This is a genomic window from Candidatus Limimorpha sp., from assembly GCF_056203535.1.
This window is the reverse complement of sequence record NZ_JBADWU010000041.1, coordinates 1-12418: the sequence shown is the minus strand read 5'-3', so window position 1 is coordinate 12418 and position 12418 is coordinate 1. Positions and strand designations below refer to the sequence as shown.

Annotated in this window: 10 protein-coding genes; 6 read left to right on the top strand and 4 right to left on the bottom strand. The window is 44.5% G+C overall.

What is annotated here, in order from left to right; translation table 11 throughout:
• Window positions 1-564 precede the first annotated feature (564 nt).
• From AC06MN_RS04675 to AC06MN_RS04665, 3 genes are all read right to left on the bottom strand, one after another.
• Window positions 565-1560, bottom strand: a complete 996-nt coding sequence (locus tag AC06MN_RS04675) for an FAD:protein FMN transferase (protein ID WP_475671196.1) — start codon at window positions 1558-1560, stop codon at window positions 565-567.
• 145 nt (window positions 1561-1705) lie between these two features.
• A complete protein-coding gene (locus AC06MN_RS04670) occupies window positions 1706-4153 on the bottom strand; it encodes a DUF5686 and carboxypeptidase-like regulatory domain-containing protein (RefSeq protein WP_475671195.1) in 2448 nt (815 codons plus the stop codon).
• Window positions 4154-4316: 163 nt separating this feature from the next.
• Window positions 4317-4616, bottom strand: coding sequence for an FtsB family cell division protein (locus tag AC06MN_RS04665; RefSeq protein ID WP_475671194.1), 300 nt, complete (start codon window positions 4614-4616; stop codon window positions 4317-4319).
• Between the two features lie 188 nt (window positions 4617-4804).
• Between AC06MN_RS04665 and AC06MN_RS04660 the strand changes: the two genes are divergently transcribed.
• The 6 genes from AC06MN_RS04660 to AC06MN_RS04635 all read left to right on the top strand — a co-directional run bounded on the left by AC06MN_RS04660 (window position 4805) and on the right by AC06MN_RS04635 (window position 11350).
• Window positions 4805-6094, top strand: a complete 1290-nt coding sequence (locus AC06MN_RS04660) for an aminopeptidase P N-terminal domain-containing protein (protein WP_475671193.1) — start codon at window positions 4805-4807, stop codon at window positions 6092-6094.
• 199 nt (window positions 6095-6293) lie between these two features.
• Window positions 6294-7649, top strand: a complete 1356-nt coding sequence (locus tag AC06MN_RS04655) for an ATP-binding protein (protein WP_475671192.1) — start codon at window positions 6294-6296, stop codon at window positions 7647-7649.
• Between the two features lie 102 nt (window positions 7650-7751).
• A complete protein-coding gene (gene fusA, locus AC06MN_RS04650) occupies window positions 7752-9821 on the top strand; it encodes an elongation factor G (RefSeq protein ID WP_475671191.1) in 2070 nt (689 codons plus the stop codon).
• Window positions 9822-10218: 397 nt separating this feature from the next.
• Window positions 10219-10410: a hypothetical protein gene (locus AC06MN_RS04645; RefSeq protein WP_475671190.1), complete on the top strand. Its 192-nt coding sequence runs from the start codon at window positions 10219-10221 to the stop codon at window positions 10408-10410.
• 235 nt (window positions 10411-10645) lie between these two features.
• Entirely contained in the window at window positions 10646-10933 is a 288-nt protein-coding gene (locus tag AC06MN_RS04640; protein ID WP_475671189.1) for a type II toxin-antitoxin system RelB/DinJ family antitoxin, read from the top strand.
• A gap of 6 nt (window positions 10934-10939) precedes the next feature.
• A complete protein-coding gene (locus AC06MN_RS04635; RefSeq protein WP_475671188.1) occupies window positions 10940-11350 on the top strand; it encodes a putative toxin-antitoxin system toxin component, PIN family in 411 nt (136 codons plus the stop codon).
• 275 nt (window positions 11351-11625) lie between these two features.
• Here AC06MN_RS04635 and AC06MN_RS04630 read toward each other — a convergent pair whose 3' ends face one another.
• Window positions 11626-12195 (bottom strand): hypothetical protein, encoded by a 570-nt coding sequence (locus AC06MN_RS04630; protein ID WP_475671187.1) that lies wholly within the window; start codon window positions 12193-12195, stop codon window positions 11626-11628.
• Window positions 12196-12418: the final 223 nt, after the last annotated feature.

The window sequence follows — 12418 nt, the reverse complement described above, 5'->3', positions numbered from 1 at the left end:
AGGTGTATGTCGCAAACAAGCTCTCGCTGATGTTCGAGGCGGCTGCATCCGCTATGGTTTCCATAAGGTCGCTAGACCTCGGCAAACGTCCCTCTCTTCCTTTATTGGTATAAATTCAGTCAACAATTATACTTGAGCCTTATTTAAATGGGAATCTGTTATAATGGCACTTGCTATATTTGTTATTTGTGCTATTCTTTTTGTCGTTTTTATTATAAAACTTTGTGGTTTATTGAAGTTTAGTAATTAATAAATAGACAAATGAGATACACAAGTTGTTCTGTTGTTGAAATCTGTCATTTTCTAATATTTAGTCTGCATGGTTGTTTTTAATAATAATTTATTGATTATTAGTTGTCTATGATGGCGGTTTTACAAAAAGATGAGGGAATTAAGGGCTGTTTTATACAAAAAGATGAGGGAATTGCCACTGGAAATTAGAAGCTGTTTCGATTTCATTGAGAACTTCTACATGCCAAAAACTGTGGCAAATCGAGTGAAAGGAGATGCACTGAGAGTAAATCAAAAACAGCTTTTAATAATCCTTGTTTCTTTGTTTTTGTGCTATTCCATAATCAGATTTCGGAAACCCTCTGTGGCAAAGATTTCCAATTCGCCTTGGTTGTTGCTGCTGATATAGTAGGCCTCCACGCCATCTAAACTTTCAATTATTGGAAGCGATTTTTCCAATCCCATCACCATGCAAATGCTGGCCAAGGCATCCGCCCAAACGGAGTTTTCGGCGATGACAGTGACACTCAATACGTTATGCTCGACGGGATAACCTGTTTTGGGATCGATGCAGTGGGAATAGCGTTTGCCGTTGCGTTCAACGTATTTGCGTGTGCTGCCCGATGTCACTAAGCCTTTGTCGCGCAAATAGATACGTTCCTGAACGGTGCGTTCCGAATCCCAGTTGGCGGCGGGTTTTTCTATGCCGACAATCCAAGATGAGCCATCGGGTTTGCAACCGCGTGCCATGATTTCGCCGCCTGTATCGACCAAAAAGCTGCCAATGCCTTTTGAGGAAAGAAATTCGGCAATCATGTCGGATGTATAGCCTTGTGCTATGGCGTTGAAATCCAATGTGATATTTGGGTTTTCCTTGACAATGTTTCCGTTTTCGATGTGAACAGCCTTGTAATTTACAAGTTGTTTCAAGCTGTCGACCAATTGAGGTGTAATGCTGTCGCCGTTTTTGTAACTGAATCCCCAAGCGGCCACCAAGGGGGAAACGGTGGCATCGAAACAGCCATCGGAAAGGGCAGAGGCCTGTTGCGCAATGTTGAAGTTGTCGATGAAGATTTGGTTTAGTTTCACAGGCTCGTTTCGATTGACTTTGGAAATGATGGAACTGTCGTTCCAAAGCGAAACGGATTGGTCAACTGTATTGAAGATGGAGTCTATTTCGGTTTGAAAATTACGGTTCAGGCTGTCGTAATAGGTTATGGCATAATAGGAACCTTGCGCCAAGCCTTGCAGAACGGTTTTCTGTGGCTTATGTGTCTGGCAGGAAACAAGCAGTAGACTGGCTATGAATATGTAGATGAGCTTCTTCATGTTGTTATTGGTTTTCAGTTTTCAGTTATCGGTTTTCGGTTTTCCGTTTTGGCTTGCTGAGTTTGTCGAAGCATTAGTGTTTGGTTGTCTGTTTTTAAAAGAGTTCAAAATGGTTCAAAAGTTTAAAATCTTTCCGCTTTAAAGTTTACAGGCTGAAAATGACGCTCCATTTCAAGGCGAAATTGTTCCATGTCTTGTCGAAGGAATAGGGACCGTAACGGTAGAAAATGCCGGCGCCGAGTTTCATCAATGGCATGGCCAGCAGGCCTTCAATAACGATGCCGCTTTCGAAATAGCCTTTGTCCATGGTCTTGAAACTGTAGTCTTCCAAATTGTTGCGTTTCATGTTGCCCCAGCCAATGTTGGTGATGAGCGTCAGTTCGGGCTGACACCAAGGCATATCGGGTTGCCACAGCATTCCGTTGAAATTGTGGCTCAGATACAATGCTGCGAATCTGTCGCAGAAAAATTCGTCGGGACGCATGGCGCAGAAACTTCCTGGCGCATAAAGGCCTGAAGAGGAATAGGTTGCCAATATATCGAAAGTCTCTTCGACAGGTACTCCGTTTGTGACGAAACCGCTTTGGAAAAGAATGGTTGAAACACCGTAATAGTGTGTGTAGAAATGCTTTTCGACTTGCAGCTTGAATCTGTCGTATTCATATTGGCAGCCAAAAAGACCGTTGAAAGCGTGCTGGTAAGAGAACCAGACAATAGGGTAGGTTGTGCCCAAGGTTTGCAGTCCTTGCGGCGTGCTGATGAATTTTTCCTTGTAAGCGTAACGCAAGCGCAGTTCGGCTGTCGTGAAAGTACCTTTCGGGTGCGTGTCGTCAGGCTCTTTCAGGTAGCGGTTTTCGATATATTCCTTTTCGGCAAATTCAAATTTCAGGAAGCCTTTGAAGTAGCGTCCGAAACGTGAGGACAATTCGATGTTGAATCCGTCCTTGCGACCGTAAATGTTCTGGAAATAAGCATATTTGTAATCGTTTTGCGAAAGGACCATGCTTTTTTCATGTAGGTTGAATTCGCCGATGGCATCGGAGCAATGAAAACTTGATAAAGTCAGTTTTGCCTGTTTGCGTGGATTGAGATTGAAATCGATGCCGCCCTTTAGGTCGAAAAGTTTACGGCTTGCCCAGTAGCCGCAGTAGGCGTTCAAGCCGACAATTCTCGAAAAACGGTTGTTTGTCGAAAGGCCAATACCGAAGCAAAGGCCACGGTACATCGACATTTGAATCAATCTGTTCAAGTCGAGGTTGACTTTGCCGATGGGCATTTCGCTTTCGCTGGCGATTTGTGTGGAAGCCCAAAGCATACGGTCAAGCAGATTGTTGTCGCGGGTAAGCGAATCCATAAAGGCGTAGGTGGCTTGGGTGCGCTCGTTCAACGAGTCGATGCGGTGCGAAATCCAATAGTCATCGTTGCGGAAATTTGCATCAGGGTCAACGTTGATGGCGAGTTCCGAAAACATTTTTTTGTCTAATTCCGGATTGATGCTTATGTCGGTCAGATAGCTTTTGCCAATGGCGGCCATAGGCAGGAATCCGTTCTCGAAAGGAATGCCGATGGTTGGGAAAACGATATTGGTGTTGAGCTGTTTAGGGAACCACTGTCCTTCAACTTTGTCGTACAGTTGCTGTATGTTGACCGTGAACATGCCTCCTTTTTCGTCAGGCGAAGCCTTCACGCTTTGCACGGCCCAACCGTCGGAATTAATGGTGAAAGCTCCTATTAATCCTTTGAAATTGCTGTCTTTGTAGGGATGGAAACTGACGGTGAAAAGCGAATCGCCGTTTCCGATGGGCGTAACCGATTCGATGTTGAAAAAGTAGTGTTTTTTGCTGCCTTGACTGAGCGGATTGACATATCTTGTCCCGACGATGTTCACTTCATCGTCATAAAAACTGATGCTTTGCATGGAACTGACGAGATAAACGAAAGTCGGGTCTTTCATGCCCGAAACCTTGGTGCCGGTCACGTTTTGCAGTTTTTTGTCGGGAGCCATGAAAAACATGTCTGACGAGGTTTCCATCACCATGAGGTCGTTGCGGTCGAGAATATTGGTGAATTCCCTAATGTCATTATTGGCTAAAATGTTGTCGTTGCGCTGCTTACCCAATGCCGAACTGTCAATTGTGAAAACCATTTTGTCGTACATCGAATAGGAATAGGAATGCAAGTTGTCGGGATTGTTTTCCTTGCGGTGCGCCATCACGCTGTCGATGATGCGGTGGGCGGGATTTTCTCCGGCATCAATGGTGACTTCGGTCAGCTCAAAACTAATCGGTGTTAATGCAACATTCAGTTTTTCACTGCCTTGTGCGACTGAAGTTTGGTAAGATTTGTAGCCGATATAAGAAAACTTAATGTTAGAAATCGGTTCTTTGCAGCTTATTTCGTATTTTCCGTCAATGTCGCTCATGCCACCCGCAATGCCACTGTTGACAACCACGTTGACAAAAGCCAAAGGCTGACGGTTCTGCTCATCGGTAATCTTCCCCTTGATGTGATAATCCTGAGCCAGACAGCATTCGGCGATGACCGCCATCAACAGCATCAGGACGTATTTTATTGCAGGTATTCGATTTGTCATTTTTAGAGTTGTTCATCGGATCTCGGCTCATTGAGCTTGCCGAAATGAATGTAAAAATTTCTTTCTTATTTTATCATAACCCCTTCTTCCCTTCGACAAGTTCATGGAGCTTTTTCCCCCTCTTCTTTCCTAAATCCTGTTTCCTTATTCCTTAATCCTGAATCTACTTTTCGCTTGCTTCAATCAAATACACCACTTCGTTGTCGCGTTTCATCATGTAGTTTTCGCGGGCGGTTTTTTCCATGACGATTGAATCGTGCTGCAAGTCGTTGAGCAGTTTTTCGCTGTTTGAGATTTCCTGCTTGTAGTATTCGATTTGCTCTTTCTGGTCTTTCAGGGTTTGGTGCAGCTTAATTTGCTCAAACACATTGAATTGGTCGACAAAAAAGATGATGACCAAAAAAGCAATGGTAACGTAAACGTAACGGTTGTTGATTTTTTTGAGTATGTCTTTAAAAGCCATAGTATATGTTTTTAATCGTTTTTCGCTGCAAAAGTAATGATAAAAGCGGAAAAGAATAAAGTGCATCATAAACAAATTTATACGAACCTCTGTTTCCTATTTCTTTTTTCAGGCTTCCGATTTTCCTTTCCTGCTTTGCCAATTGAAACGGAATGCTTATTTTTGCCAGCAATACAAATCTGACAATTATGAAAACAAACATTCCGAATAGCCTTTTCATTCGCAACAGGGCGAACCTCATGGCGCGTCTGCCTGAAAAATCAGTGGCCGTTTTTACAGCCAACGAACCAATGCCGCGCAATGGCGACCAATTTTATCCGTTCCGCCAACAGTCTGATTTCTTTTATCTTACGGGAATTGATGCGGAAAATGCCTTTTTGATTTTGTCGCCCAACAATCCGACGGAGCAATATCGCGAAGTGCTTTTCATTGAGCCTTACGACGAGGTGAAAGCCACTTGGCAAGGCGAGATGATGGATAACAAGCAAGCCAAGGAAATCTCTGGCATTGAAACCGTTAAGTCGAGCGATGAGTTCTATGCCGTGCTGAACGACATCGCCTTGACTGGTTGTGACACCATTTTCATGAATACTTACGAATATCCGAAATATGAGTGCAACGTCGAGACCATTCAGCAGCGTTTTGTAAAGAAAATCAAGGAGTTGTATCCGTTGCATCAGTTTGGAAGGACAGCCCCGATTCTCAACGAATTGCGCATGATTAAGTCGAAAGAGGAATTCGACATCACGCAAGATGCCTGCAACATCACGGCAAAGGCTTTCCGCAGATGTTTGGAAACCGTGAAACCGAACCGTTACGAATACCAGATTCAGGCCGAAATAGAATACATTTTCAAATTGAACAATGCCTCGGGACACGCTTACGCGCCAATCGTGGCGGGTGGCAAAAACGGCTGCTGCCTGCATTATTCGAAGAATGATGACATTCTGAACGATGGCGATTTGCTGCTTTTCGACATTGGCTGCGAATACAAAAACTATTCTTCCGACCTCAGCCGCACCATTCCTGTCAACGGCAAGTTCACGGAACGGCAGAAGGAATGTTACAGTGCCGTGCTGCGCGTGATGAAGGAAATCACCAAATTATATAAGGTGGGTGGCACCATCAACGAAATCAACCAGACGACTTACCGCCTAATGGAGCAGGAAATGATTAAACTGGGACTTTTCACCGCCGAGGATGTCGAAAAACAAGACCCCGACCATCCGCTTTACCGCAAATATCTGATGCACGGCATGTCGCATCATATCGGCTTGGATGTCCACGACAGTGTTGACAAATACAAGCCTTTCCAGCCCGGCATGATTCTCACTTGCGAGCCTGGCATCTACATCCGCGAGGAAGGCATCGGCATCCGCATTGAAAACGACTTGCTCATCACCGAAGGCGAACCCGTCAACTTGTTCGAGGGCTTGCCGATTGAAATTGAGGAGATTGAGGCGGCAATGAAAAATTGAGGCGGATTGAAAAACCGCTGTTTGAGGCTTTCGGATTATAGATCTGAAAGGACTGAGGTAAAAAATGACAAATGCCCCGTCGGAAACTGAAAGAATTTGTATTTTTGCGCCATAAATCTTGGAAAAGTGTCATGAATATAGCCTTTTTTCGTTGGAAAAGTGTAAGATTATGGCATAATTTACCTTAGAAAAGTGTAAAATGATACAAAGGAAACTCGATAAACTGATTGCAAATCATTATGATAACAGCAAATCAGCCTTGTTGCTCAAGGGGGCACGACAAGTTGGAAAGACTTTTGCAATACGCAGATATGCCGAAGAAAAGTCTCTGAAGTTGGTCGAAATCAATTTCTTTCAAGAGCCTTCGGCAAAGTCAATTTTTGAAGGGGCAAAGGATGTCAAGGAAGTCCTTTTGCGTTTGAGTGCTTATACCCACGAAGAACTTATACCTGGCAAGACGCTTGTGTTTTTCGACGAGGTGCAAAAAGCACCCGAAATAGTGACATGGATAAAGTTCCTTGTTGACGAAGGCAGCTATCGTTATGCCCTTAGCGGGAGTCTGCTCGGAGTTGAGATCAAGAACATAAAAAGCGTTCCCGTCGGTTATATGGATGTAATTGACGTATATCCTCTTGATTTGGAAGAATTCAGCCGAGCCGTAGGCATCAGCGAAAAGGTGTTGGAACACATCCGTCAGGCATGGAATGACAAAACTGAGGTGGATAAAGTGGTGCATGAAACCATGATGCGTGTCGTTTCGCTTTATCTGCTTGTTGGAGGTATGCCGGCGGCAGTGCAAGCCTATATCGACACAAACAACATGCAAGCCGTTCAACAGAAACAGAAGGAAATTCTTGAACTTTATCGTTGGGACATCAGTCAATACGATTCGGATAATAAATTGTATATCAATGATATATTTGAAGTTCTACCTTCCGAACTTAATGCCAAGAACAAGCGTTTTGTGCTAAAAAACCTGAACGAGCACAGCCGCTTTTCGCGTTATGAAAATGGATTTGTATGGCTCAAGGATGCAGGCGTGACCTTGCCCACCTATAATGTATCTGCCCCCACTGTTCCGCTCAAGTTGGAAGAGCAACGCAACTTGTTCAAACTTTTTCAGAATGATGTAGGTTTACTTGCCGTGCAATATGCTGACGGGACTGCTCTTCGTATTCTCAGTGGTGAGACCAATCTCAATTTTGGCGCTATCTTTGAAAATCTGGTTGCGCAAGAACTCAAGGCTCATGGTTATAACCTCTATTATTTCAACAGCAAGAAGCAAGGCGAGGTGGATTTTCTTCTTGAAAGCGACATGCACCTAATTCCGCTTGAGGTGAAATCGGGCAAGGACTACGAGCGTCATCGTGCTCTCAGTAACATTATGGATTATGAACCATACGGTTTGACAGAAGCATACGTTCTGACGACAGACAATGTGAAAATGTCAGGAAAACTATGTTATCTGCCAATTTACATGCTCATGTTTATGTGCAAAAAATGCTCCTCATCTTCTATGATTTACAAACTGGATTTGCCGAAAATGTTGGATTGACTTTCGCAGCAAACGGAAGGTTCATTTATTTTTCCTATCTTTGCAGTCCGAAATTTACGAGTTGAGTTTCGGACTATCTTTTTGAAAATCAATAAATAAATAATGAGTCAGAATATTTCGAAACTTAGAAACATCGGTATTGCAGCACATATCGATGCAGGAAAGACCACTTGCTCTGAACGTATCCTTTTCTTCACGGGTGTCAACCGCAAGTTGGGCGAAACGCATGATGGACAAGCCACCATGGATTTTATGAAACAGGAACAGGAACGCGGCATCACCATTGCTTCGGCAGCTATCACCGCGCACTGGAACGACCATCAAATCAACTTGATAGATACTCCCGGCCACGTCGATTTCACTGTCGAAGTGGAACGCTCGCTTCGCGTCATCGACGGCATGGTCGCTGTGTTCTGTGCCGTTGGCGGCGTTCAGCCTCAGAGCGAAACCGTTTGGAATCAGGCCGATAAATACCGTGTGCCGCGCATTGCTTTCGTCAACAAGATGGACCGCACGGGTGCCGATTTCAACGAAGTTGTCAGCCAGATGAATAAATATCTTGGTGCCAATGCTGTGCCTTTGCATCTGCCAATCGGTGCTGAAGCCACTTTCGAAGGCATGATTGACTTGGTCAACATGAACTCCGTGATTTTCAAGGAAAAAGAACGCATCGTGGGCCCGATTCCAGAGGCTATGATGGCGCAGGCCGAAGAAGCCCATCACAATCTCATCGAGCATGTTGCCGATGTCGATGACGATGTCGCGGAACTTTATCTTTCCGATGAGGAAATTCCTTTGGATTTGCTGAAATCAGCCATCCGTAAGGCCACCATCAAATTGATGATGGTGCCTGTGCTTTGCGGTTCTGCCTATAAAAACAAAGGTATTCAGCTCCTTTTGGATGCCATCGTCGATTATCTGCCTTCGCCAAGAGATTTGGGAACGGTCATCGCCCACGACCCGAGCGATGAGGAAAAGACTATCCAGAGAAATCCTTCCGAAAACGAACCTTTCTCGGCTTTGGCTTTCAAACTCATCAACGACCCGTATGTCGGCCAGCAGACTTTCATCCGCATTTTCAGCGGTAAATTAGTGAACGGCATGAGCGTGCGCAACACCAACAAAGGCAAGGACGAGCGTGTGGGCCGCATTTTCCGTATCAAGGCCAAGGAACGCGAAGAAATTTCGGAAGCCGGTCCGGGCGAAATCGTTGCTTTGGTCGGCATGAAATACACGCGCACCGGCGATACTTTGTGCGACGAAAAGGCTCCAGTCATGTTGGAAAACATTCATATTCCTCCGGCGGTTATCGAAATGAAAGTCAACCTTGAAGACAAGAAAAACCGCAACAAGTTGGGCGAGGCTTTGGCAAAACTTTGCAACGAAGACCCATCGTTCCGTGCGCATTTCGATGAGGAAACGGAAGAAACCATCATCGCCGGCATGGGCGAATTGCATTTGGAAATCATTGTCGACCGTCTGAAGGAAGAATTTAAGGTGCCGGTCAGCGTTGGCGCACCTTCGGTTTCGTTCCGCGAGACTATCACGGCTCCGTTTGAGTGTAATTATCGCTTCGTGAAGCAGACAGGCGGTAAGGGTCAGTTTGCCCATACCGTCATCCGTTTCGAGCCTAATCCGGGCAAAGGTTTCGAGTTTGTCGACATCACCAAGGGTGGCGTCATTCCAAAGGAATTCATTCCTTCGGTTCAGAAAGGTCTTGCAGCAGCCATGGCCAAGGGTCCATTCGCAGGCTATCCGGTCGTGGACGTGAAATGCGTTTTGGTTGATGGTAGTTCTCACCCCGTCGATTCAAGCGACATGGCCTTCCAGCTTTGCGCCCAAATGTGTTTCAAACAGGCCTTTATGAAAGCCAGCCCGGTGCTGCTTGAGCCTATGATGAAGGTCGAAATCAACACGCCAGACGATTACATCGGCAATGTGACGGGCGACCTCAACAAGCGTCGTGGCCGTATTGAAGCCATGCGTCGTTTCCGCAAGGGTTCGCAGAAACTTGATGCTTTTGTGCCGCTCATGGAGATGTTTGGCTATGCTACGGCTTTGCGCAACCTTTCGTCAGGCCGCGCCAACTATTCGATGGAATTCTTCCAATACGCGCCAATGCCGAAAGACAAGCAGGAAGATATTGTGAAGGAAAGAAATCAGAAGGATTAACAAGTTCCTGAAGAATGAAAGGCGGCATCACTGCCGCCTTTTTTGTGACTTGTTGATTCCGATGAATTATGTGATAATTAAAAAATTACCTATAACGAAAATATCTGTTTTTTTTCGCTCCGCTGAACAAAAATTATCGAAATATATAATCGCCTTTATATCAGTTTAATTTATGAAAATTCTTGTTTAATTCGTGGGAATTTGCTTTTATAAAAACGATATTGATATGTATAAGAGCTGTCTCAACTTATTTTTTGTTGTTACTAAATATGCTTTTGAAGAATATGGCATAAGTGTTGAAGAGTTAATGGGGAAAACAACTTTATTCTGATTTGATCAAGTATTTCATTCATTGAACCTTTTCCCTTAAATGAATAAATTGTTCCAATCGGAAATCATGAGCAAAGATGAGATTGTTGTGGATGCGTATTTGAATGAGAGGTTTTGCAAGGTTGATAAAGAAACGACTTCTCCCTTGGGATTGGAGACTTTGCTTGCCATTAATGCTGAAGCATCCAAAGAGGGTAGGAACGAAATGACTGAGAATGAAATTGAGGCCGAAATTGCTTCTGCTCATGCTGAAAAATAAACTGGTTTTGGCGTTGATTGACGGTGAAAACCGAGTCGTGCAACGGACGTGTTCCAACGCGCGGTGCAAAAACAATCTATTTGGGCTTTGAAAACATGGTAGTGTTTCAAACAGTGTGTTCGAAGATTTGTTCTTTGAAATATTGGTAAGGAGAGACGAAAAAGGCGAAAATCAATTGTTATGTAAGGAAAATGTATTATTTTTGCATTGTAAACAACGTATAAAACATTGCAATATGTCTACAACTACATTACAGATTCGCATTGATGAAGGCCTAAAGGAACAGGCTGTTTCCTTGTTTGAACGTTTGGGATTGGATTTGCCAACGGCAATACGCATTTTCCTGAAGAAATCGGTCTCAGAGGATGGCATCCCTTTCGATGTCCGCGAAAAGCCACGCACTTCCACATTGGGCTTGGAGACGTTGCTCGCCATTAATGCCGAAGCATCTAAAGCGGGCAAAGTCGAGATGACCGAAGAAGAAATCGAGGCTGAAATTGCTGCTGCCCATTCTGAAGATTAAACGGCCATGCAATATGTTGTTATTGATACGAATGTGATTGTCTCGGCAATGCTGGCAAAAGACATCTCGCGGTCGGTTCCGTTTTCGGTGCTGAGTGCTGTCTTCATGGGCAAAATAACACCTGTCGTTACGGTCGCGATTCTGAACGAATATAAGGATGTGCTCAATAGGGAGAAATTTGGCTTTGATAAAAACAAAGTTGACATTTTGCTGTCTGAATTTGAGCAACAGTCGGTGAAAATCAGTCCTGTTGAAAGCGACATCCTGTTGCCTGATCCTAAGGATGTATGTTTCTATGATGCAGCATTTGCCTTTAAGGAATGTAATGTGATTTTGGTCACTGGCAACATTAAGCATTTCCCGAATTGCCCTTTTGCCATGACACCTGCACAACTGAAAGTGAAACTGGAATTATAGATGCCGTTTTTTATTGGTTTGTTTCAAGTCAAAATAATCTTGTTTGTCTCTCCTTATCTTTGGCTCAAGAGCTGAGGAAATAAAGGAGTAAAGTTATGGATTGAGCTATTAACTGGTTATAACATTTCGCGTGAGCGCACCCGCCAGATCCGCGACCGCGCCTTGAAACGCCTGAGGACGGAGCCAAACTCTCCGCTCTTCAAAATGTTTATGAATCAGTGAATTGAATGAATGTTTTTTCGAATGAAACCGACTGCCGGCTTGGGTGGTCGGTTTTATCGTTTTATGATTTCGCACAAGCCGTCCTTGTTGCCAACCACAAAATCGACGGGCGCATTGTTGCCTTGCACGAGGTTGACGATGTAAAGCGGTTCGTTGAGGATGAAAAACGAGCAACTGAAGGTGTTTCCAACTTTGAGTTTGGAGTTTTCTGCTTTCTCGACGATGAAACGCCCTTCTCCCAAATAGCGGAAAACGCAATGGCGGTTGGGTTTCCACGATATTTCAACTTGTTCGTTTTCATGGAGTTCTGCAACATCAATGTGTGGCGAGCAGACCCAGTCGGATTGCACTTCGCTGTTTTCTGAGAGATGCTTCAAAAACGCGTCCCAATCTTTGAATCCGATGAAATTGGAGAGGATGCGCAAGGTGCTTTCACGCGTCGTGTCGGCACCATCGATGTAACCCCAAAGCCGTTTAAGGGTGGTTGGACTCATGGTTTCGTGAGTGCGTTCCCAAATAATGCCGCTGAGGAAAATGAAGTCGGCAGGCGTCTTCATCTTTCGCCCGATGGATTCTTCAATGATGTGGCGCAATTCTGCAATTTCCGGACTTGTCTTGTTCATATTTTTGAATTTTGCTGCAAAGATGCGGCAATTTTTTTAGAAAACTCGCTTTCTATGTTACCACGCAAGCATTTTTTGATATTTTTTTTCGTTTAGGCCTGGTTTCACCCATTTGCCCTGGCAGTTTCCTGTAACCGGTATAGTCCTCAAAGCATCGTGGAGTCCGCAGGCCGGCGGGCTTCGCTTTCCGCCGCCCCACGCACACCACGCTGCTTTTGCGGTT